This window comes from Streptomyces lichenis (genome assembly GCF_023218175.1).
GTDB lineage: Bacteria > Actinomycetota > Actinomycetes > Streptomycetales > Streptomycetaceae > Streptomyces > Streptomyces lichenis.
Genome location: NZ_JALPTH010000029.1, coordinates 66489 through 89080, shown reverse-complemented (window position 1 = coordinate 89080; position 22592 = coordinate 66489). Strand labels below are relative to the sequence as shown.

Sequence of the window (22592 nt, the reverse complement as noted above, 5' to 3'; positions counted from 1 at the left end):
TCAGAGGCGGACGCCCGGGGGGACGGCAAGCTCCGCGTGGGTGTCGTGGAAGGCGTCCGCGTCCTGGATGGTGCGCACCCAGTCGTAGAACAGCTCCTTGGCGGAGAGCGTCTCGACGCCCTGGCCGGCCAGCCGCCGCAGGCCCCGCTCATGGGCGGGGCCGGGGGAGTAGGCGGCGTCCTCCACCACCACGACGCGCTTGCCGGCCTGGTGCAGCCGGATGGCCGAGTGGGCCACGCAGATGTCGGTCTCGATGCCGACGAGGACCATGGTCGTCCGGCCGGTGGCCTCGATGGCGGCGGCGATCTCCGGGTTGTCCCAGACGGCGAAGGCGTTCTTCGGCAGGGTGACCGCCGCGGCCGGCAGCGCCTCGCGGATCTCCGGGACGGTACGGCCGCTGGCGGACGGGTCCTCCTCGGTCACCACCACCGGGATCTCCAGCCGATCGGCCACCGAGGTGATCCAGGCGATGCGCCGCACCATGTCGTGGAACCGCTGCCGGTCCACATCGAGCCGCCGCGGCGGGTAGAAGTCGCTCTGCACGTCGATGACCACCAGGGCGCAGTCGTCGCGGTCGATCAGGGGCATCGTCGTCTCGTCTCCTCGTACCTCGGGTGCCCGCCACCCTAGGAACGCGACTCGCGTCCGGAGTCGTCCGGCGGGCCAAGCCCCGGCCCGCCCGTTCGTCCCCGCGCACCAACCGCCGGGGTGCCCTTCCTCCCTACGCTTCCGGTCGAATCACCGAACCACCGGAGGACCAGCGTGAGGGCCGACATCGAGCACTGGGCGGACCGCCTGGCGGCGCTGGCCGCCGACTCCCGGGTGCCGGGCGCGAGCCTGGCCTTCTGGTACGAGGGCGAGACGCACGCCTGCGCCACCGGGGTCCTCAACACCGCCACCGGGGCGGCCGCGCGCACCGACTCGCTGTTCCAGATCGGCTCGGTCACCAAGGTGTGGACCGCCACCCAGCTGATGCTGCTGGTCGAGGAGGGGCGCCTCACCCTGGACACCCCGGTGGCGGAGGTCCTGCCGGAGTTCCGGGTGCGGGACCCCGGCGCCACCGCGGCGATCACCCCGCGCCATCTGCTCACCCACACCTCCGGCATCGACGGCGACCTGTTCCTGGACACCGGCCGGGGCGACGACTGCCTGCGGCGCTATGTCGAGGCCTGCGCCGAACTGGAGCAGACCTTCCCGGTCGGCGACGCCCACTCCTACGGCAACTCCGGCTTCGTCATCGCCGGGCGCCTGGTCGAGCGGCTCACCGGCCGGGTCTGGGACCAAGACCTGCGCGAGCGGATCTGCGAGCCGCTGGGGCTCACCCACACCTGGACCCTGCCGGAGGACGTGCTGCGCTTCGGCGCCGCCGTCGGCCACGACGAGCACGGCGCCGTGGTGGAGCGCTGGTCGCTGCCCCGGTCCGTCGGCCCTGCCGGGCTGATCTGCGCCCGGGCCGCCGATGTGGTCGCCTTCGGCCGCGCCCATCTCACCCCCGGCGCGCTGCTGGCCGACCCCGCCGCCCTGCGCCGGCCCCAGGTCGACCTGGTCAACCCGCACACCGGGGGGCGCCAGTGGGGCATCGGCTGGAGCCTGGACGAGTGGGACGGCCATCGGGTCGTCTCGCACACCGGCGACACCATCGGCCAGCACGCCGTCCTGTGGATGCTGCCCGAACTCGGCACCGTCATCGCCGCACTGGTCAACGGCGGCCGGAGCGTGGAGTTCCAGCACCGGCTGGCCGCCGAACTCCTCCGGGAGCTGCACGCGATCGAGGTGCCCGCCCCGCTCGCCCCGCCCGAGCGGCCCGTCGAGGTCGACCTCGACCCGCTCACCGGGGTGTACGAGCGGGCCGGCAGCCGGATCCAGGTCACCGCGCACCAGGGCCGGCTGAGGCTGCGCACCGAGCCCACCGGCCTGCTCGCGGGCCTGGCCCGCCCCCGCACCCTGGACCTGGTCGCCGTGGACGCGACCACCTTCCTCGGCCGGGACGAGGGCGAGGCCGTCTGGGACGCGGTGGTGTTCGAGCGGCGGCCCGACGGGCCCGCGTACCTCCACTACAGCGGCCGGGCCACCCCCAGGACCGGCTGACCCTCCGCACGATGGGACCACCCCTCCATGGCAGCACCCTCCAGCGGCGGCGATGTGACGGCCGCTCTCCGCACGGTCTTCGAGGAGGCCGGAGTCGAGGGCTTCGTCCACGCCCGCGACATCGACGGTGACCGCGAGGTCGCCTTCCGCGCCGACGCCCCCGTCATCGTCGCCTCGATCCGCAAGATCCCCGTCGCCCTGACCTACGCCCGGCAGGCGGCGGCCGGGGCACTCGACCGGACCGCTCGCCACACCGTCACCGCCGCCCACCGCGAGGGCGGCGGCATCGGCACCGACAGCTGCCGGGACGATGTCACCCTGAGCACCCGCGACCTGGCCTTCCTCATGCTCTCGATGAGCGACAACGCGGCCACCGACAAGCTGATGGAGATCCTGGGCACCGACCGGGTGCGCGCCGTGGCCACCGAGCTCGGCTGCCCGCGCCTGCCGGTCGGCCGCTACCACGAGCTGTGGGACCCGGTGTGGAAGGAGCTCGGCCTCGACCCGGACGGCGACCTCGACGGCCAGCTGGAGCAGGTGAGCGAGGACCGGATCAGGGGCCTGGCCATGCTCGACCCCACCCGGTCGCCCGCCGCCACCCCCCGGGAGATCACCTCCCTGCTCACGGCGATCTGGCGCGACCGGGCCGGACCGGCGAGCGCCTGCGCCGAGGTACGGGCCCTCATGGGCCGTCAGCTGTCCGTGCACCGCCTCGCCGCGGGCTTCGGCGACGAGGTGGGCGTCGCGGCCAAGAACGGCTCCCTGTGGGGCGTGCTCAACGAGGCGGCCGTGGTCGAGTACCCCGACGGCGGCCGCTACGCCGTCGCGGTCTTTCTGCGCACCCCCGCCCTCGGGGGCGGGAACCCGGCCGCCGACGCCGCGATCGGACGGGCCGCCCGGACCGCGGTGGACCACCTGCGCCGGGCACCGGCTGCCGTCCGTACCGGGGGCGCGGTTCGGCCGTCCGGTCCGGTCCGGACCGTGCTCGCGTCCGTCTTCGCCGAGGCCGGGGTCGAGGGCCAGGTGCATGTCCGGGACCTGGACACCGGCGCGGAGTTCGGCCAGGGCGCCGACGCCCCGGTGGTGCTCGCCTCCGTCTTCAAGATCCCCATCGCCCTGGAGTACGCCCGGCAGGCGGCGGCCGGGGAGCTGGACCCGGCCCGCCGCCACACGGTCACCGCCGCCCACCGGGCCGGTGGCAGCGGTACCGACGGCTGCGCGGACGACGTGGAGATGAGCGCCCGCGACCTCGCGTTCATGATGATGACCATCAGCGACAACGCGGCGAGCGACCTGCTGCTGGACCTGGTCGGCCCCGAGCGGGTCCGTGCGAACCTCGACGGCCTGGGCTTCCCGGGCTTCGGCTTCTCCTCCTGCGCCGCCCTGGACGACGACATCCGCCGGGAACTCGGCCTGGACCCGGGCCGCTCCCTGGACGAGCAACTGGCCGGAATCCCCGACGCACGGCTGCTCGCCCTGCGCGCCTGCGCCCCGGGCACCAGTCCGTCGAGCACACCCCGCGAGGTGACCGCGCTGCTCGCCGCCCTCTGGCACGACCGGGCCGGATCGGCGGGTGCCTGCGCCGAGGTACGGGGCCTCATGCGGCAGCAGGTGTGGCAGCACCGCCTGGTCTCCGGCTTCCCCGAGCCGGGTGTGCGGCTCGCGGGCAAGACCGGTACCGACTTCGCCGTACGCAACGAGGCCGGGGTGGTCGAGTACCCCGACGGGAAGCGGTACGCGGTGGGCGTCTTCCTGCGCACCTCGACCGCCGCCACCCGGCAGCCCCTGGCGGACCGCGCCATCGGCCGCGCCGCCCGCGCCGCCGTCGACCACCTCCGCGCCCGGAGCTGAGGCGACGCGCCGCGCCCTCCGCCCCGCCCCGGACCGCCTCCCCGCGGTCCGGGGCTTCCGTTCGTCGGGGCCGTCGGCGGAGTTGGGGCGCCGCACCCAACGGGCCCGGCCGCTTTCGTCCCCCGGACTGAATCAATTCCGGCCATGAGCCGCGACTGTGGGGCGACTTCCCCACCCCCTCAGGAACCCGCCCCGAGGAACCCGCCCCGAGGACTCCGCCAAGGAATCCGCGCCGAGGAGCCCGCCCCAAGGAGCCCCCCTGTGAAACCCCCGATCCCCTCGACCAGGAGCGCCAAGGCGGTGTCCGCCTGTCTGTCGGCGGCACTGCTGGTGGCCGGCTGCGGGGGCGTCGCCCCGGCCGGATCGACCGGCGGTGACGCCTTCAGCTACGCGATCCGGAGCGACCCGGGACTGCTCGACCCCGCCCAGGTCCAGAACACCACCACGTACACCGCGCTCTCACTGGCGTACGACACCCTGGTGCACACCGGGCCCGACGGCCGCACGGTCCCCGGGCTGGCCGAGAAGTGGAGCGTCACGCCCGCCTCCGTCACCTTCACCCTGCGCCCCGGCACCACCTGCTCCGACGGCAGCCCGGTGACCGCGAGCACCGTCGCCGCGAACGTCGCCCACCTCACCGATCCGGCCACCAAGTCGCCTGCCTACGGGGTGGTGGTCCCCGAGGGGCTCACCGCCGAGGCGGACGACGCCGCCCGCACCGTGACGCTCTCCACCCCGGAGCCGTTCGCCTTCATCCTGCGGAGCACCCGCTACCTCTTCGTGGTCTGCGGGGCGGGGCTGAGGGACCGGGCCCTGCTGCGCAGCGGCACCTCCGGGTCGGGCCCGTTCCGGCTCACCTCCGCCGAGCCGGGGCAGAGCTACACCTTCGCCCGGCGCGAGGACTACACCTGGGGGCCTGACGGGGCGACCACCGCCGACCCCGCGATGCCCGGCTCGGTGGTGCTCAAGGTCGTCGGCAGCGAGGCGACCGCCGCCAACCTGCTGCTCTCCCACCAGCTGAACGGCGCCCAGCTCACCGGGCCGGACCGCGCCCGGGTCACCGGCGTACCCGGCATCACCACCAGCGACCAGGCCAACGGCACCCAGGAGTTCTTCTTCCACCAGGGCGCCGGGCACCCCGGCAGCGACCCGGCCGTCCGCAGGGCCCTGCTCCAGGCCGTGGACCTCGGCTCCCTCGGGGCGATCGCCACCGGCGGGACCGGCCGCGCCCCCACCGGACTGGTCATGGCACCGAGGCCCTGCCCCGGCGACACCGTCACCGGCCGGCTGCCCGCCTACGACCCCCGGGCGGCCGCCTCGGCCCTGGACACCGCCGGCTGGCACCGCGGCCCCGGCGGAGTCCGGGTGAAGGACGGCCGGAGGCTGACCATCCGGATGATCTACGGCGCCTCCTCCGGCGAGACCATGGCCGCCGCGGCCGAGTACCTGGCCGAGGCCTGGCGGACGGCCGGCGCCGAGGTCCGGCTGCGGGCCGTGTCCGACGCGGCGTACGCCGAGGTCGAGGCGGTCACCCAGGACTGGGACGTCAACTGGGCGCCCTTGGGCGTGACTCTGCCCACCCAGCTCCTCGGGGCGCTGTCCGGCCCCTTCACCCCCGACGGGGGCAACTTCGCCCACCTCACCAACACCAAGTACGAGCGGCTGACCGCCGAGGCGAGCCGGCTGCCCGACGCCACCGGCTGCGCCCTGTGGCAGCGCTCGGAGCACGCCCTCCTGGACAGCGCCGACATCGTCCCGGTCGTGGACAAGACCGTCACCACCGCCGCCCACAGCGCCACCTTCCGTATCACCTCGGGCCTCTTCGACCCGACCTCGATCCGGATGACGGGAGGCCGCACGTGACCGCCCTGTCCGACACCGACAGGGGTGCCCCGCCGCGCCGCTCCCGGCGGCTCACCGGGCGCCTGCTCGCCCGCCGGCTGCTGCGGCTGGCCGGTTCGCTCGCCGTCCTGGTGGTCGCCTCCTTCGCGATGATCCACCTCATCCCCGGCGACCCGCTGCGCCGGATGCTCGGCTCGACCGCCCCCAAGGAACTGGTCGACCAGCGCAGGGCCGAGCTCGGCCTCGACCAGCCGCTGCCGGCCCAGTTCGCCGACCACGTCCGGCAGTTGCTCTCCGGCGACCTCGGCACCTCCTTCTTCTCCTCCCAGCCGGTGGCCGACATCATCGGCCAGGGCCTCCCGCACACCCTGGCCCTCGCCGCCCTGGCCACCCTCACCGCGCTCGCCGTCGCCGTGCCGCTGGGCCTGTGGGCCGCCGTGCGCACCCGCGACGGACGCCGACGGGGCACCGAGACCGCGTTCACCACCCTCACCGGCGCTGCCGTCGCCGTCCCCGAGTACCTCTACGGGCTGGCGCTGCTGCTCGTCCTCTCCCTGGGACTCGGGCTGTTCCCGCCGGCCGGGCTCACCGGCCCCGCCTCCTACGTCCTGCCGGTCACCGCCCTCGCCATCGCCCCGGCGGCCATGATCGCCCGCCTCGCCCGGGTCGAGACCCTGCGCGAACTGGACAGCGACTACATGCGCCTGGCCCGCGCCAAACGGCTGCCCGCCTGGCGGCTGTACGCGGTCCATCTGCTGCCCAACACCCTCACCGCGACCCTCACCATGGGCGGTCTGCTGCTCAGCGGACTGATCACCGGAAGCGTGCTGGTCGAGAACGTCTTCGCCTGGCCCGGACTCGGTCTGCGCACGGTCGAGGCCATCACCCAGAAGGACTATCCCGTGGCGCAGGCCATGATCCTCGTCTACGGAGCCCTCGTCCTCGTCGTCAACTTCCTGGTCGACCTCCTGATCGACGTCCTCGACCCCCGGTCCGCCCTGTCCGCGTCCACCACCTCCGGGGAGGGCTGATGCGCCGCCTGCCGCGCAACCCCGCCGGTCTGCTGGGCGCCGGAATCGTCGCCCTGCTGGTCCTGCTCGCCCTGTTCGGCCCGCCGCTCTGGGCGGACGCCGCCGCCCGGATCAACCCCAGGGAGATCAGCCAGGGGTCGTCCGCCGCGCATCTGCTCGGCACCGACGCCCTGGGCCGGGACCTCCTCGCCCGGACCCTGACCGCCACCCGGCTGACCCTGGGGCTCGCTCTGCTGGCCACTCTGATCGGCACCGCCACCGGCATCCTGCTCGGCACCCTGCCGCAGGTCCTGCCCCGGCGCGCGGGCCGCGCGGTGATCGCCGCCGTCGACCTGCTGGTGGCCTTCCCCGCCCTGCTCCTGGCCATGTTCACCGCCGTGGTGGCCGGACTCGACGCCCAGGGCGCGGTGCTCGGCATCGGCGCCGCCCTCGCCCCGGCCTTCGCCCGGCTCACCCACACCATGACCGCCTCCGTCGCCGGAGCCGACTACATCGCCGCGGCCCGGATGCTGGGCGTGCCCCGCCACCGCGTCCTCACCCGGCACGTCCTGCCCAATATCGCCGAACCGCTGATCCTCAACACCGCGCAGGCCATGGGCGGCGCCCTGCTCGGCCTGTCCGCGATGTCCTTCCTCGGCATGGGCGTCCAGGCACCCGCCTACGACTGGGGCCGGCTGCTCAACGAGGCCTTCGGGCATGTCTACGTCACCCCGTCGGCCGTCGTCGCCCCCGCCCTGGCCGTCACCCTGGCCGGCCTCGGCTTCATGCTGCTCGGCGACTCCTTCGCCCGGGCCGCCGCCCACACCCGCGCACCGGCCGGCGGTCCGGCCGCCGCCCCCGCCGCCGTCCCGGCCCCGGACGAGCCCGCACCGGACACCGTCCTGGAGGTACGGGACCTCACCGTCGCCTTCCCCGGCGGCACCACCCCGGTACGGCAGGTGTCGCTGACCGTGCGCGCGGGCGAGATCCTGGGCCTGGTCGGGGAGTCGGGCAGCGGCAAGAGCATGACGGCCGCCGCCATCGGGCAGCTGGTGCCCCACCCCGGCCGCACCGGCAGCGCCCGTATCCGGCTCGGCGGGGTCGACCTGGACGGCCTGACCGCCTCCGAGCGCCGCAGGCTGCTCGGCTCCTCGCTCGCGATGGTCTTCCAGGACCCCACCAGCGCCCTCAACCCCGCCCTGCGGGTCGGCGGCCAGCTCGCCGAGGTGGCCACCCTGCACGGCGGGGCCACCCGCACCGAGGCGCGGGACCGCGCCGTGGAACGGCTCGACCGGGTCCGTATCCGCCATCCCGCCGACACCGCCCGGCGGCATCCGCACGAACTCTCCGGCGGGATGCGCCAGCGCGCCGTCATCGCCATGGGGCTGATGAACACCCCCCGGCTGATCATCGCCGACGAGCCCACCACCGCCCTCGATGTCACCGTCCAGCGCGAGGTGCTGCGGGTGCTGCGCGAAGCCGTGGACGAGACGCGCGCGGGCGCCCTGTTCATCTCCCATGACATCGCCGTCGTCGGCGAGGTGTGCGACCGGATCGCCGTGATGTACGCGGGCCGGGTCGTCGAGGAACTGCCCGCCGGCGCCCTCCACCAGGCCCGCCACCCCTACACCCGCGCCCTGGTCGGCTCACTGCCCGACATGGACACCGACCGCTCGCGCCCGCTCACCACCATCCCCGGCCGCCAGCCCGCACCCGGGGACGTCGGCGAGGGGTGCGCCTTCGCCGACCGGTGCGCCCTCGCCACCGCCCGCTGCGCCACCCGCCCCGAGCTGCGCACCCGTACGGGCACCCACTCCGTGGCCTGCTGGGAGGTCAAGTGAACATCAACGATCCGGTGAACATCAGCGGACTCACCGTCCGCTTCGGCTCCCGTACCGCCGTCGACCGCCTCAGCCTGGAGGTCCCGAAGGGCTCCACCACCGGTCTGGTCGGGGAGTCCGGCTCCGGGAAGTCCACCCTGGCGCGGGCGGTGGCCGGACTCCTCCCGTGCCGGGGCACGGTCACCGGGGTCGCGCCCGGCCGGGTCCAGATGGTGTTCCAGGACCCGTCCTCCTCGCTCGACCCCCGGATGAGCATCGGCGACGCCATCGCCGAGGGCACCCGCGTCCCGCGCGCCCGGCGGGCGGCGGAGGTGGGGCGCCTGCTCGAACTGGTCGCCCTCCCGGCCGGGTACGCGGGCAAGTACCCCCGCGAACTCTCCGGCGGCCAGTGCCAGCGCGTCGCCATCGCCCGCGCCCTCGCCGCCGGGCCGGAGCTGCTGATCGCCGACGAGATCACCTCCGCCCTGGACGTCTCCGTGCAGGGCGCCGTGCTCAACCTGCTGCGCGAACTGCGCGGTGAACTGGGCCTGACCATGCTGTTCATCTCGCACAACCTCGCCGTGGTGCGGTATGTCTGCGACGCCGTCGCCGTCATGCGCCACGGCCGGCTCGTGGAGTCCGGCCCCGTCCAGGACGTGATCGGCGCGCCCCGGCACGCCTACACCCGCGCCCTGCTCGACGCCGTCCCGCGCCTCAGTCCCGCTGCTTCCGATACGGAAAGGGTCCGCCGTGTCCGCTGACCTCCACCGCCGTGCCGTCGTCGCCGACGCCCACAACGACCTGCTGATGGCCGTCACCGCACGCCCCCCGCGACGCTGGGGCGCCTTCTTCCGCGAGCGCTGGCTGCCGCAACTGCGCGAGGGCGGTATCGACATCCAGGTGCTGCCGGTCTTCGTGGACGACCAGTACCGCCCCGAGGGCGCGCTCCGGCAGACCCTCCGCATGATCGAGTGCGCCCACACCCTCGCCGAGGCCAACGCCGACCAGGTCGCGCTCTGCCTGGACGGCGCCGGTATCGACGCCGCCCTGGCCGAGGGCAAGATGGCCCTGGTCCTCGCCCTGGAGGGCGCGCCCGGCATCGACGCCTCGGTGGAACTCCTGCCCACCCTCTTCCGCCTCGGCGTACGGATCGCCTCCCTCGCCCACTGGGGGCGCACCCCGTTCGCCGACGGCAGCCGGGAGGACGCCACCGGCAGCCGGCTGACCGCACCCGGCGTCCAGGCGCTGCGGGAGATGGAGCACCTCGGCATGCTCTTCGACATCTCCCATCTGGGGGCGAGCGGGGTGGCCCATGTCCTGGAGCTGGCCACCAGGCCCCTGATCGCCACCCACTCCTGCGCCCGGGCGCTGCGCGACCACCACCGCAACCTCACCGACGAGCAGATCCGGGGCGTGGCCGCCACCGGCGGGGTGGTGTGCGTCACCTTCGTACCGGACTTCCTCACCGACGACCAGGCGAAGGTGGGCACCGACCGGATCGCCGACCACATCGAGCACCTGGTCTCCGTCGCCGGGATCGACCATGTGGGCCTGGGCTCGGACTTCGTCCGCGAGGTCATGGCCGATGTCACGCCGCCCTGCTGCGAGAGCCCGGACGACGAGGACCCGATGTTCGACTTCCCCGGGCTGGAGGGGCCGGCGGGCATGCCCCTGGTGACCGAGGCGCTGGTCCGCCGGGGCCTGCCGGAGCCGGACATCCTGAAGATCCTCGGCGGCAACACCCGGCGGCTGATGTCCGAGCACATGGGCTGAAAGCCGGGCTCCGCCCGCGCTCCGGCGCGCCTTGGGTGCGCGGTACGAACCGGGCGGCCGGGTTCTGTCACCACACCACCAACCGCGTCCCCTCCGCCCTGCCTAGCGTGGCGGACGAACTCATCTGGAGGACCCACCGTGCCGGTTGACCGAGAACCCCGTCCACCGCGAGCGGACCACGCGTTCGACCTCGACGCCATGCTCGCCGACCTGGAAGCCCTCGTGACCTGCGAGTCGTACTCGGCGGACCACGCCGCCGTGGCCCGCAGCGCGCGGGTGGTCGCCGACCAGGGCGGCCGGCTGCTGGGCGCCCGCCCGGAGACGCTGGTGGTCGACGGCGTCACCCATGTCCGGTGGACCTTCGGCACCCCGCGCGTGCTGCTGCTCGGCCACCACGACACCGTCTGGCCGATCGGCTCGCTCGCCACCCACCCCTGGTCGGTGGAGCGGGGCGTCGCGCGGGGTCCGGGCGTCTTCGACATGAAGGCCGGGCTGGTGCTGCTGTTCCACGCCTTGGCCGCCCTGCCCTCCCTGGACGGGGTGTGCGTGCTGGTCACCGGGGACGAGGAGGTCGGCTCGGACACCTCCCGCCCGCTCATCGAGGAGCCGGCACGCCGGTGCGCGGCCACCCTGGTGCTGGAACCCTCCGCACCCGGGGGGGCGCTGAAGACCGGCCGCAAGGGCCTGTCCCACTACGACCTCACCGTGCACGGCCGGGCGGCCCACGCCGGACTCGAACCGGAGAAGGGCGTCAACGCGGCGACCGAACTGGCCCACCAGATCCTCGCGCTGAGCCGGATCGCCGACACGGTGACCGCCCAGACCGGGCCCGGGACCACGGTCACCCCCACCCTGGCCTCGGCCGGCACCACCACCAACACCGTGCCCGCCCGCGCCGACCTCAGCGTGGACGTACGCGTCCCCACCGCGGCGGCCCAGCAGGCGGTGGACCGCGCGATCAGGGCCCTGCACCCGCACCACCCGGACGCGCGCCTCACCCTCGCCGGCGGCCCCAACCGCCCGCCCCTGGACCCGGAGGCGTCCCGGCGGCTCTTCGCGCGGGCCGAGGAGACCGCCCTGCGGCTCGGCCTCGACCCGCTGCGGCAGGCGGCCGTGGGCGGGGGCTCCGACGGCAACTTCACCGCCGGAGCCGGCTGCCCCACCCTCGACGGCCTCGGCGCCGTCGGCGACGGCGCCCACGCCGACCACGAACACGTCCTCACCGCCGCCCTGCCGGACCGCGCCCGGCTGCTGGCCCACCTCGTCGGAGCCCTCCTGTGAACTCCTCCGCTGCCGGGGACGTCGAACTCCGGGAACTGCACACCATGGCGGAGCTCGACACCGTCTGCCGCCTCTACGCCGACATCTGGGGCACCGGCGCCGACAGCCCGCCGGTCTCCGCCGAGGTGATGCGCGCCCTGTCCCACGCGGGCAACTACGTGGCCGGCGCCTACGAGGACGGCCGGCTGGTCGGGGCGTCCGTCGCCTTCTACGCGGAGCCGGTCGGCACCACCCTGCACTCCCACATCACCGGCACCGCCATGGGACGCGGCATCGGGCTCGCCCTCAAACGGCACCAGCGCGACTGGGCCCTGGCCCGCGGGCTGAAGCGGATCACCTGGACCTACGACCCGCTGATCCGCCGCAACGCCCACTTCAACCTGGTGAAGCTGGGCGCCCGCCCCGAGGAGTACCTGCGGTCGTTCTACGGGGCCATGGACGACGCCATCAACGGCGGCGACGAGTCCGACCGGGTGCTGACCGCCTGGGACCTGACCGCGCCCCCGGGCCCGTACCCCCTCGACCTGCCCCCGGACACCGCCCGCGGCGTCCGCGACCAGGACGGCCGCCCCCTCCTCGGCCCCACCGACGCCGGCACCGTCCTCATCGACCTCCCCGACGACATCGAGTCGCTGCGCCGCACCGACCCGGGCGCCGCCCACGACTGGCGGCTGGCCGTCCGGCAGGTCCTCGGCGGACTGCTGGCCGACGGTGCCCGGGTCGCCGGGTTCCACGACCGCCGCAGCTATGTCGTCCACCGTGCCCACTCCCGTACCGCAGGAGCCACCCGCATATGAAGACCACGATCTCCGGCGTCGAACTGCGCCGCATCGCCATGCCGCTCGTCGCCCCGTTCCGCACCTCCTTCGGGGTCGAGACCCGCCGGGACGTGCTGCTCGTCCGCGTGGTCACCTCCGACGGCACGGAGGGCTGGGGGGAGTGCGCGGCCATGTCCGAGCCCCGCTACTGCTCCGAGTACGTGGACGGGGCCCAGGACGTGCTGCGCCGCTTCCTCGTCCCGGCGCTGCCGAAGGACGGCGTGGACGCCGCCGCCGTGGCCCGCCTCCTGCACCCCTTCACCGGCCACCACATGGCCAAGTCCGCCCTGGAGACGGCGGTGCTCGACGCCCGGCTCCGCTCCTCCGGCGAGTCCTTCGGCTCCTTTCTCGGCGCGGCCCGCGACCGCGTCCCCTGCGGGGTCTCCGTCGGCATCATGGACTCGATCCCCGAACTCCTGGACGCGGTCGAGGGATACGTCGCCGAGGGCTATGTCCGGATCAAGCTGAAGATCGAACCCGGCTGGGACGTCGCACCCGTCCGCGCCGTCCGCGAGCGCTTCGGCGACGACCTCCTCCTCCAGGTCGACGCCAACGCCGCGTACACCCTGGTCGACGCCCAGCAGCTGGCCAAGCTCGACGAATTCGGGCTGCTGCTGGTCGAACAGCCCCTGGCCAACGACGACATGGTCCAGCACGCCCGGCTGGCCCGGCTGCTGCGCACCCCGATCTGCCTGGACGAGTCCATCGAGTCGGCCGCCGACGCCGCCGCGGCGATCTCGCTGGGCGCCTGCTCGATCATCAACGTCAAGCCGGCCCGGGTCGGCGGCTACCTCGAAGCCCGCCGCATCCACGACCTCGCCCGCGCGCACGGCGTCCCGGTGTGGTGCGGGGGCATGCTGGAGACCGGCGTCGGCCGCGCCGCCAACCTCGCCCTCGCCGCCCTTCCCGGCTTCACCCTCCCCGGCGACACCTCGGGCTCCTCCCGCTACTTCGCCACGGACATCACGGAGCCCTTCGTCCTCGCCGACGGCCACCTCGACGTCCCGACCGGCCCGGGCCTGGGCGTCCAGCCGCTCCCCGACGTCCTGAAGGAGGTCACCACCTCCACCGAGTGGATCGGGCTCTAGCCCTGCTCAGCGCCCGGCGGCCTCATGCCGCGGAGGGCGGAGGCCGTGTGGCCGGTCCAGCGGCGGATGGCCCGGCGCAGGGTCCGGGCGTCGGTGTATCCGCTCTGCTCCGCGATCGACTCCAGCGTCAGTCCGGTGGTCCGCAGCAGCTCCAGGGTGCGTGTACGGCGCAGCAGTTCGAGCTCCGCCGTCCACGAGGTGCCGTGCTCGTCCAGCCGGCGTTGCAGCGTGCGCGGACTGACCGACAGCCGCCCCGCCACGGCGGACAGGCTCGGCGTGCGCTCCGCCCAGGCCTCGCGCAGGGTGCCGCGGAAGGAGTCCAGCCAGTCGCGGAGCGGGACGGCCGATGTGAGGCCCATCTCGGTGTGCCTGCGCACCAGCTCCGACAGCCCCGGCTGGGCGTGCGCGAGGGGTGTGCGCAGGTCGGCCGCCCGGAAGGTGATGGAGCTGACGGGGCTCTCGAAGTCGATGGCCGCCGTGCCGTACAGGTCGACCAGGCTCCGGTGCTCCCGGGGCGCCCGCGCGGTGAGCGCCACCCGGACGGGGACGATCTGCCGGAACGTGGCCTCCGTGAGCCGCTGGCGGAGCAGGCCGAGGCTGTAGGCGCGAATGGCCGAGGCGGTGTCGTAGGCCAGCTCGGCGGTGTTCACGTGGCTGACCACGATCTGGGGACCCTCGTCGGCGATGACCAGGGCTTCGGTCCGGGTGTCCGCGACGGCGGGCAGGAGGTCGGTGGCGTCCCGCAGACCCTGGAGCGGGGTGGGCGCGGAGGTGATCAGGTAGTCCCAGGCGCCGAGGCGGCCGAGGGCCGACTGGCGGGCCATCACCAGAGCCGCCTCGGTCCACGGGGCCCGGGTGGTCATCAGGTCCCAGATGCGCACATTGGTGGCCGCCGGGGTGCGGTACCGGTCGTCGTTCAGGTGCTCGGGAGCCAGGCCGAGCAGGCCGGCGAGGGCGTCCGGCCGGATCCCCAGGAGGTCGGCGCTGGCCACGTTCAGCCGGGTGAAGGCGGAGGGCGTCGTCCCCGGATGGGCGGTGACCGTCGTGGACGCCTCGGGGCCGCTCGCGGAACCGGCCGCCGGCCCGGCGGGCCGGGAGGCGGCGGTGGCGTCAGGCGCCCTGTGGATGGCGTCGTGAGCCCTCGGCCGTGCCGCACCCGCGCGTATACCGTCGTGATCGTTCTGGTTCGAGCGGTTCAGCGGACTCTCCGATATGCGGTGACCTGGTGTTCGAGCGCGTGGGACGGGGAGTTCGGACCGGGGAGGGGAGGCCGGGCCGGGGTGTCGTTCCCACCGCCTCGCGCCCGCCCCGCACCGGGGGTGGCGCCGCTGTCGCAGCGGCCCACTGTAACCGATGCCGACGCGCCTCACCTGGGCCGTCGTCGTATCGGGAGGCACACAGGCAGGCAGGCGGGCGCCGTCGCGGCGGTACGGGGGTCCCCCGCGCGGCGCCCTCCTGCCAAAAGACCCGGCTGATCACCCGCCGCACCAACCGCCGGGCCGCACCCGTCCAGCGCATCCCGCGGTTCCCCCGGTTAGCACTCCCCGCGCCAGACCACCTTGGTGAAGGTCACCCCGGGGGCGAAGTCGAGCTTGTACTCCCCGGGGCCCGGGTTGTAGTGCAGGCAGCGTTCCCAGGTGCCGCCGTTGTAGGTCCAGGTCAGCTGGATGTGGTCGGCGTCGGGGTAGGGGATGCCGTTGTTGAAGACCGACTGGCCCGAGACGCTTCCGGTCCAGTTGTCGGTGACCCGGAGGGCCACGGCGCCGGTCTGGCCCTCGCCCGCGTAGACGCAGAAGTTCTCCTTCGGGCAGCCGGAGGGGTCGGGTTCGGCCAGGGCGGTGGGCGCCGAGACCGCGCCCAGGAGGATGACGGCGCCGGCGGTGGCGGCGGCGAACGCGGACGTACGCATGGTGCTGCTCCAGGGGTGAGGTGGGGGTGGGGGCTTCGGCCGCTGACCGTTCTACCGGGTGGCCGAGAGCGGAGGCGACAGCTCCGGGAGCTTGATCCCGCCGACTTGGCGCACACCTGTACGAGCCGTGGCGGCAGCTCACCGGGTTGCCGGAGGTGCGGCAACGCCGTACGCGCTGCTGGCGGTTGGCGGGATCGGTGTCATACGGAAACAGTGGGGCGGGTCCACCCCTGCGGCGCCGCGGGCCGCGTGCCAGATTGGGCACCGCCCGGCGCCGGGAGCCGATCCGGACCGGGTGTGTCCGCAGCTCGTCCGCGTGTTCGGGTGCGGCGGTCCGCCGGTCTGACGGGTGGTCGGCTCGGGCACGACTCAGGCAGCTCCAGACATGGGGGGAACGTGTCACCCATCCGCACGCCCGGAAGCCCCGGGCGTCCCACCGCGCACCGCTCCGGCCGGCTGCTGGCCGCGCTGCTCGGCGCCCTCGCCCTGTGCGCCACCGCCGTCCCGATCGCGGCCGCCGAGCCGTCGCCGCCGCCCGCTCCCGGCGGGTCGCACTGGGGCGACCACGGCCGGGCGGCCATGCCCCCGGTGCGCGCCGGCTCCACCACCCCGCCCCGCAGCCTGCCCTCCGCCGCCCCCTCGGCCGCCGAACGCGACTGGCGGCAGCGGGCGCTGGAGCGGCTGCGCACCGGCCGGGTGCGGCCCGCGCCCCGGTCCGGGGACGGCGGGGACTCCCGTACCGCGGCGTATGTCCCGCGCGGACAGGGCCAGGTGCCCTGGCACCGGATCGCCGACTTCCGGGTCACCGACGCCCTGGTGGCCCGGGTCGACTACTCCACCGGCAACCTGATGCTGGCGGCCACCGACGTCGATCTCGCGGGCGTCGGCACCCGGCTCCAGCTGACCCGCACCTACAACTCCTTCGACGCGCCGGTGGGCCAGGTCAGCCGCCCCTGGTGGCTCGGCTGGGAACGCTCGCTGGACCTCAGCGGATCCGCCGGGCCCCACGCGGTGGTCCACCACGACCAGACCGGCTCCACCGTCGAGTTCACCCGCCAGGCCGACGGCGGCTACACCACCCCGGCCGGCTACTCGCTGGACCTGAAGAAGAACGCGGACGGCACCCACACCCTCACCGAGCGCGGCTCCGGGGCGGCCGACACCTATGACGCGGCGGGCCGGCTCACCAAGGTCAGCGACCGCAACGGCGGCACCACCACGGTCACCGCCCACACCACCTCCGCCGGCGGGGCCGCCGGCTTCAAGCTCACCGAGACCCGCTCCGGCCGCTGGATCGACCTCACCCACCCCACCGCCACCCGCTGGGAGGCGAAGGACCACACCGGGCGCACCGCCGTCTACGAGCTCTCGGCCGACCACGGCAACCTCACCCGTACCACCGACACCGCCGGGAAGTCGGTGGGGTACGCCTATGACGGCGACGGCCGGCTCACCCGGCTGACCACCTCCGAGGGCCGCTCCACCGCCTTCACCTACGACGCCGCCGACCGGGTCACCTCGGTGCGGCGGTACGCCGAGAGCGGCGGCGGCACCGGCCCCACCCACCGCTACGCGTACAGCGCGGCCGGGGCGCTGGAGGCCGGCACCACCACGGTCACCGACCCGCTGGGCCACGCCACCCGCTACGAGCACAACGCGGACGGCGAGGTGACCAAGGCCATCGACCCGCTGAACCACGTCCGGGCGGCCACCTACCTCAACCGGCTGCTGCAGACCGCCACCGACGCCATGGGCACCGGCAACGGCGGCCCCGGCGCCAATGTCACCACCTACGGCTGGGACGCCCGCAACAACCCCACCTCCGCCAAGCTCCCCACCGGCGCCACCGCCAGCGGCAGCTGGCAGACCGTCGCCGGAGCCGAGCGGCCCACCAGCACCACCAGCGCCGACGGGCAGAAGACCGAGTTCGCCTACGACGCGGCCGGCAACACCCTCTCCGTCTCCACCCCCGGCAGCGGCGGCGGCACCCGCACCTTCGCCTACAACGAGGCGAGCCCGCGCTGCGGCGGCTTCCAGGGCCAGACCTGCACCGCCACCGACGGCAACGGCAAGAAGACGGAGTTCCGCTACGACGCCCAGGGCAACCTGGAGAGCGCCACCCCGCCCGCCCCGCTGGGCAGGACCACGTACACCTACGACAGCCTCGGCCGCACCGCGACCGTCACCGACGGCCGCGGGGTCAAGGCCACCTACAGCTACGACAAGCGGGACCGGGTGGTGAAGGTGGACACCTCCGGCGGCGGCGCCGCGGTCATCTACGCCTACGACGGCGACGGCAACCTCACCACCCGTACCGACACCACCGGCACCCAGCGCTACCAGTTCGACGCGCTCAGCCGGGAGACCGTCCGCACCCTCCAAGACGGCTCCCAGACCATCCTGGCGTACACCGCCGACGGCAACGTGGAGACCTACAAGGACCCCGGCGGCACCACCGCCTACGCCTGGGACGCCGCCGACCGGCTGCTGAAGCTGACCGACCCGCGCGGCAAGCACACCACCTACAGCTACGACGACAACGACCGCCGCACCGCCACCACCTACCCGGGCGGCACGGTCCAGCAGCAGACCCTGGACGCCTCCGGACGGCCCACCGCCATCAAGGCCATCGCCCCCTCCGGAGTGATCCTCTCCCACCTCGCCTACGAGTACGGCTATGTCTCCGGGCAGCAGTCCCTGGACGGCGTCAAGATCCGCGCCCGCAGCGACCGCCTGGCCAAGAGCCGCACCACCTTCGGCTACAACGACGCCGGGCGCCTGGCGCTCGCCGCCGAGACCGGCCAGGACGGCGTCCGCACCACCTGGCAGTTCTGCTACGACGCGGCCGGCAACCGCACCTCCGAGGGCAGCTCCCCGGGCTGCCCGGCCAAGGGCGCCGCGTACAGCTACAACGACGCCTCCCAGCTCACCGCCCGCAACGGCGTCACCACCGGCTGGTCCTACGACAAGGCCGGCAACGAGACCGCCGCCGCCCCGGCCGCGGACCTGCCGCGCACCGCCGAGCAGTACACCGACCACAACCAGCTGAAGGACCTGACCAGCGCGGGCACCCGCTACACCGCCCAGTACGCCAGCACCGACAGCAGTGAGCGGACCCGGCTGGGCTCCACCGCCTTCCACCACGGCCCGCTCGGCCTGTCCGGGCAGACCACGGGCGGCAAGGACACCGAGTTCATCCGCGAGCCGCGCGGCACCCTGGCCTCGGTGACCACCGGCGGGCGCGGCTACTACTACCTCACCGACGCGCTCGGTTCGGTCATCGCCGTGGTGGACGAGTCCGGCAACAAGGTCAACAGCTACGCGTACACCCCCACCGGGCTGCCCCGGGCCGGTACGGCCGAACAGGTCCCGCAGCCCTACCGGTTCGCCGGCGGCTACCGCGACCCCAGCGGCCTGTACCACCTCGGCGCCCGCTACTACGACCCGCAGCTGGGCCGCTTCACCCAGCTCGACCCGGCCGGGAAGGAGACCAACCCCTACCTCTACGCCGACGGCGACCCGATGAACCGCATCGACCCGCACGGCACCTTCAGCGGCAACATCGGCGTCGAGGTCTGCTTCGTGCTCTGCGTCGGCGGCGGCGCCACCGGGGACAGCTCCGGCAACGAGTCCGGGTACCTCACCTTCGGGCTGGGCTCGCCGGGTGCCAGCGTGGACGTCGGCCTGTCCAGCGGTGACGTCCAGTCCGGTTGGTCCGGTGAGGTCTCCTGCGGCCTCGGCCCGGTGAGCGGCACCGTCAGTACCGAGGGCGATGTCGGGGTCGAATCCGGCGGTACCACCGGCAAGTGCTCGGGCTCCGCCCAGTACACCTTCTGACCCCTCTGTTCCACGGCCCGGGGCCGCCTGACCGGAGTGCTTCCGGCCAGGCGGCCCTGGTGTTCCCGCGCCCCGGAGGGGGAGCTCAGCGCCGGCGGCCGGTGCGCAGCGAGCTGCCGATCCCCGCGACGTGCAGGGCCAGGAGCAGCAGCCCGAGCAGCATGATGTTGGTCGAGGAGAACACGTCGTTGGTGCCGATGTCGGCGGCGTTGATCAGGAAGGCGACGAAGAACAGGACAGCGGCGGCAATGGCGGCCATGGGGCGGCTCCCTTACGCGGAACGGTGTGGTCGGTGCGATGTGCTGATCCGTCTGCCCCTCGGACGCCGGTGTAGGCGTGTACGCGTCAGGTATGGCTTTCTTGATTGTTCGGGGCTGCGTCTTGCGGCATGTTGCGCGACTGCCCTATGTTTCGCGCATCTTCGAGCTCCTGCTGTGGAGGATTGTCATGTCCCCAACTAGACGATGGATCGCGCTGCTGGTCTCCCTGGTGGCCCTCGCCGGGGCGGCGCTGGCGGCGCCGCCCGCCGCCAGTGCCGCGACGACCACCATCGGAAACCTGACCTCGGTGACCCAGTCCGGCTCGACCTTCACCCTCGCGGCCGGGGCCGACCGGGTCCGGGTGAGCTTCCTCAAGCCGGACGTGTTCCGGATCTGGCTGGGACCGGGCGGCTCGTTCACCGACCCCGGCGCGGGAGACATCCTCACCAGGACCGACTTCGGCGCGGTGCAGGCGACCTCCACCGACGCCGGTGACCACTACCGCCTCGCCACCGGCTCGGTGGTGCTGCGCGCGTACAAGACCCCGCTGCGCTTCGCCCTGTACAAGGCGGACAACTCCACGCTGATCTGGCAGGAGTCGGCCGGCCTGTCCTGGGGCGACGGCACGGCGCGCCAGCGGCTCGCCCGCGGGGCGTCCGAGCAGTTCTACGGCACCGGACTGCGCCTGGGGCAGTGGGCGCTGCGGGACAAGACCGTACCGGTGGCCATCGACAACAAGTGGAACGAGAACAACAACGCCAGCCCCGCGCCGTTCTACATGAGCACCGCCGGCTACGGCGTGGTGCGCAACACCTGGGCCCCCGGCAGCTACGGCTTCGGGCCCACCGTCACCACCACGCACAACGAGAACCGCTTCGACGCGGTCTACTTCGCGGGCGCGGGGCTGAAGGACGTGCTGAACCGGTACACCGATGTCACCGGCAAGCCGTTCCTCGCCCCGATCTACGGCTTCGAGATGGGCCACGCGGACTGCTGGAACGCCTCCAGCCCCGACTACCAGGGCGACCACGACCGGGCGGACCACCAGCGCACCCCGGACGTGGTGAAGTACGCCGACCAGGCGCGCGCCAAGGACATGCCGTCCGGCTGGTTCCTGCCCAACGACGGCTACGGCTGCGAGTACGTCGACCTGCCGAACACGGTCAAGCAGCTCGCCCAGCGCGGCTTCAAGACCGGCCTGTGGACCCAGCGCAGCCTGGGGAACATCGGCTGGGAGGTCGGCACCGCCGGCACCCGGATGGTCAAGACCGACGTGGCCTGGGTCGGCGGCGGCTACCGCGACGCCTTCCAGGGCGTGAAGTCCGCGGTGGCCGGCATCGAGGACAACAGCGACGCCCGCCGGTTCGTCTGGACCGTCGACGGCTGGGCGGGCACCCAGCGCAACGCCGTGGTCTGGACCGGGGACACCGAGGGCGACTGGGACAACATGCGCTGGCACGTCCCGGCCGTCACCGGCGCGGGCCTGTCCGCGCTCAACTACGCGGCGGGCGACGTCGACGGCATCTTCGGCGGCAGCCCTGACACCTACGCGCGCGACCTGCAGTGGAAGGCGTTCACCCCGGCGCTGATGAGCATGTCCGGCTGGGGCGCCACCAACCCGGGCGCCGGCTACCAGGACAAGCAGCCCTGGCGCTTCGACGACGCGCACACCGCGATCAACCGCAAGTACCTCAAGCTGCGCCAGCGGCTGCTGCCCTACCTCTACACGATGAGCAAGGTCGCCGCCGACACCGGTGTACCGAGCACCCGCGCCATGGTCCTGGAGTACCCCAACGACCCGGTCGCCCAAGGCAACGCCACCAGCCAGCAGTTCATGGCCGGTGACGCCTTCCTGGTCGCCCCCGTCACCTCGGCGGGCAGCACCCGCAGCGGCATCTACCTGCCCGAGGGCACCTGGACCGACTACTGGACCGGCACCGTCTACCAGGGCCCCGGCACCTTCAACGGCTACAGCGCCCCGCTCGACCGGCTGCCGCTCTTCGTCAAGTCCGGCTCCATCGTGCCCATGCAGCCCGCGATGAACCACACCGGCGAGAAGCCGAAGACCCCGATCACCTTCGACGTCTACCCGCGCGGCACCTCCTCGTTCGAGCTGTACGAGGACGACGGCGTCACCCGCGCCCACCAGAACGGCGCCTCCGCCCGGCAGAAGGCCACCGTGACCGCCCCGGCGAGCGGCACCGGCACGGTCAGGGTCGACGTGGGCGCCTCGGTGGGCACCTTCACCGGCAAGCAGGCGAGCCGCGCCTACGAGATGGAGGTCCACCTGGCCTCGGCGCCCTCCTCGGTCGCGCTCGGCTCCACCGCGCTGACCCGCCACACCACCCGCGCCGCCTTCGACGCCGCCGCCACCGGCTGGTTCTTCGACAGCGCCGACCGCTCCGGAGTCCTCCGGGTCAAGGCCGGCACCCAGTCGACCTCCTCGGCCTTCTCCGTGACCGTCTCCGGTGCCGCGCTGCCCACCCCGAAGGCCATCCCCGGCGGCTCGGCCGACCCGGTGACGGGCACCTTCTCGCTGGTCAACGACGGTACGTCGCTCGCCGCCGACGTACCCAACAGCTCCACCACCGCCGGCACCCAGCTCATCCAGTGGTCGCCGACCGGCAACGCCAACCAGAAATGGGAGATCAGCGCCGACGCCGACGGCACCTACCGGCTGCGCAACCAGCTCAGCGGGCTGTGCGCCGACGTCACCGGCAGCGCCACCACCTCCGGGGCGGCCGTCGTCCAGTACACCTGCACGGGCAACGCCAACCAGAAATGGCGGATCACCCGCGACGGCGAGGGCTACCAGATCAAGGCCCAGCACAGCGGACTCCTCCTCGCCCCCGCCTCGTCCTCCAGCGGCGCGGGCCTGATCCAGACCACCGGCACCGGAGCGGCCACCCAGCGCTGGCGACTGAACTGACCCCATCGCGACACCCGGCCTGAGGAGGGAAGGGCCCGCCCATCGGCGGGCCCTTCGCCGTGGGCGCCTGGGCCGTGCGGCGTGTG

General features: G+C 73.8%; 17 protein-coding genes. 13 read left to right on the top strand and 4 right to left on the bottom strand.

The genetic code is table 11. The features are described from left to right. Positions 1 to 588, bottom strand: a complete 588-nt coding sequence (locus M1O15_RS25455) for an isochorismatase family protein (protein WP_248636503.1) — start codon at positions 586 to 588, stop codon at positions 1 to 3. A 174-nt stretch (positions 589 to 762) separates the two neighbouring features. Here M1O15_RS25455 and M1O15_RS25450 point away from each other — a divergent pair, with 174 nt between their 5' ends. From M1O15_RS25450 to menC, 10 genes are all read left to right on the top strand, one after another. Then, a complete protein-coding gene (locus tag M1O15_RS25450) occupies positions 763 to 2088 on the top strand; it encodes a serine hydrolase domain-containing protein (RefSeq protein ID WP_248636501.1) in 1326 nt (441 codons plus the stop codon). A 27-nt stretch (positions 2089 to 2115) separates the two neighbouring features. Beyond that, positions 2116 to 3939, top strand: coding sequence for a serine hydrolase (locus tag M1O15_RS31720; RefSeq protein ID WP_308282395.1), 1824 nt, complete (start codon positions 2116 to 2118; stop codon positions 3937 to 3939). Positions 3940 to 4200: 261 nt separating this feature from the next. Then, positions 4201 to 5802 (top strand): ABC transporter substrate-binding protein, encoded by a 1602-nt coding sequence (locus tag M1O15_RS25435; RefSeq protein ID WP_248636500.1) that lies wholly within the window; start codon positions 4201 to 4203, stop codon positions 5800 to 5802. Next, positions 5799 to 6812: an ABC transporter permease gene (locus M1O15_RS25430; RefSeq protein WP_248636499.1), complete on the top strand. Its 1014-nt coding sequence runs from the start codon at positions 5799 to 5801 to the stop codon at positions 6810 to 6812. Before M1O15_RS25435 ends, M1O15_RS25430 begins: the two co-directional genes overlap by 4 nt. Continuing rightward, positions 6812 to 8632, top strand: a complete 1821-nt coding sequence (locus M1O15_RS25425; protein ID WP_282577232.1) for a dipeptide/oligopeptide/nickel ABC transporter permease/ATP-binding protein — start codon at positions 6812 to 6814, stop codon at positions 8630 to 8632. The genes M1O15_RS25430 and M1O15_RS25425 overlap by 1 nt, the downstream gene beginning before the upstream one ends. Beyond that, complete coding sequence (locus M1O15_RS25420) at positions 8629 to 9372, top strand: ABC transporter ATP-binding protein (RefSeq protein ID WP_248636497.1); 744 nt, start codon at positions 8629 to 8631, stop codon at positions 9370 to 9372. The genes M1O15_RS25425 and M1O15_RS25420 overlap by 4 nt, the downstream gene beginning before the upstream one ends. Further along, entirely contained in the window at positions 9362 to 10384 is a 1023-nt protein-coding gene (locus tag M1O15_RS25415) for a dipeptidase (RefSeq protein WP_248636496.1), read from the top strand. Before M1O15_RS25420 ends, M1O15_RS25415 begins: the two co-directional genes overlap by 11 nt. Positions 10385 to 10582: 198 nt before the next feature. After that, the gene (locus tag M1O15_RS25410) at positions 10583 to 11665 is read left to right on the top strand and encodes a M20 family metallopeptidase (protein ID WP_248636515.1); all 1083 of its coding nucleotides are present in this window, start codon (positions 10583 to 10585) and stop codon (positions 11663 to 11665) included. Further along, positions 11662 to 12462, top strand: coding sequence for a GNAT family N-acetyltransferase (locus tag M1O15_RS25405; RefSeq protein ID WP_372499585.1), 801 nt, complete (start codon positions 11662 to 11664; stop codon positions 12460 to 12462). Before M1O15_RS25410 ends, M1O15_RS25405 begins: the two co-directional genes overlap by 4 nt. Next, complete coding sequence (menC, locus tag M1O15_RS25400; protein ID WP_248636494.1) at positions 12459 to 13571, top strand: o-succinylbenzoate synthase; 1113 nt, start codon at positions 12459 to 12461, stop codon at positions 13569 to 13571. The genes M1O15_RS25405 and menC overlap by 4 nt, the downstream gene beginning before the upstream one ends. Here menC and M1O15_RS25395 read toward each other — a convergent pair. Further along, a complete protein-coding gene (locus M1O15_RS25395; protein WP_248636493.1) occupies positions 13568 to 14563 on the bottom strand; it encodes an AraC family transcriptional regulator ligand-binding domain-containing protein in 996 nt (331 codons plus the stop codon). The genes menC and M1O15_RS25395 overlap by 4 nt on opposite strands. A 10-nt stretch (positions 14564 to 14573) precedes the next feature. Between M1O15_RS25395 and M1O15_RS31510 the strand changes: the two genes are divergently transcribed. After that, positions 14574 to 14708: a hypothetical protein gene (locus tag M1O15_RS31510; protein ID WP_282577231.1), complete on the top strand. Its 135-nt coding sequence runs from the start codon at positions 14574 to 14576 to the stop codon at positions 14706 to 14708. Between the two features lie 397 nt (positions 14709 to 15105). Here M1O15_RS31510 and M1O15_RS25390 read toward each other — a convergent pair whose 3' ends face one another. Beyond that, positions 15106 to 15480 (bottom strand): hypothetical protein, encoded by a 375-nt coding sequence (locus M1O15_RS25390; RefSeq protein WP_248636492.1) that lies wholly within the window; start codon positions 15478 to 15480, stop codon positions 15106 to 15108. Between the two features lie 579 nt (positions 15481 to 16059). Here M1O15_RS25390 and M1O15_RS25385 point away from each other — a divergent pair. Continuing rightward, on the top strand, positions 16060 to 19317 hold the full coding sequence (locus tag M1O15_RS25385; protein WP_282577244.1) for an RHS repeat-associated core domain-containing protein: 3258 nt from the start codon (positions 16060 to 16062) through the stop codon (positions 19315 to 19317). Positions 19318 to 19402: 85 nt separating this feature from the next. On the opposite strand, the gene M1O15_RS25380 is transcribed toward M1O15_RS25385, so the two are convergent. Further along, a complete protein-coding gene (locus M1O15_RS25380) occupies positions 19403 to 19576 on the bottom strand; it encodes a hypothetical protein (RefSeq protein WP_248636490.1) in 174 nt (57 codons plus the stop codon). 188 nt (positions 19577 to 19764) lie between these two features. On the opposite strand from M1O15_RS25380, the gene M1O15_RS25375 reads away from it, so the two are divergent. Beyond that, entirely contained in the window at positions 19765 to 22506 is a 2742-nt protein-coding gene (locus M1O15_RS25375) for an RICIN domain-containing protein (RefSeq protein WP_248636489.1), read from the top strand. Positions 22507 to 22592: the final 86 nt, after the last annotated feature.

Bases quoted from the DNA above. Each gene is read 5' to 3' on its own strand.
- M1O15_RS25455 (WP_248636503.1), bottom strand. From the start codon at position 588: ATGCCCCTGATCGACCGCGACGACTGCGCCCTGGTGGTCATCGACGTG.
- M1O15_RS31720 (WP_308282395.1), top strand. From the start codon at position 2,116: ATGGCAGCACCCTCCAGCGGCGGCGATGTGACGGCCGCTCTCCGCACG.
- M1O15_RS25425 (WP_282577232.1), top strand. From the start codon at position 6,812: ATGCGCCGCCTGCCGCGCAACCCCGCCGGTCTGCTGGGCGCCGGAATC.
- M1O15_RS25410 (WP_248636515.1), top strand. From the start codon at position 10,583: ATGCTCGCCGACCTGGAAGCCCTCGTGACCTGCGAGTCGTACTCGGCG.
- menC (WP_248636494.1), top strand. From the start codon at position 12,459: ATGAAGACCACGATCTCCGGCGTCGAACTGCGCCGCATCGCCATGCCG.
- M1O15_RS25390 (WP_248636492.1), bottom strand. From the start codon at position 15,480: ATGCGTACGTCCGCGTTCGCCGCCGCCACCGCCGGCGCCGTCATCCTC.
- M1O15_RS25385 (WP_282577244.1), top strand. From the start codon at position 16,060: ATGCCCCCGGTGCGCGCCGGCTCCACCACCCCGCCCCGCAGCCTGCCC.
- M1O15_RS25380 (WP_248636490.1), bottom strand. From the start codon at position 19,576: ATGGCCGCCATTGCCGCCGCTGTCCTGTTCTTCGTCGCCTTCCTGATC.
- M1O15_RS25375 (WP_248636489.1), top strand. From the start codon at position 19,765: ATGTCCCCAACTAGACGATGGATCGCGCTGCTGGTCTCCCTGGTGGCC.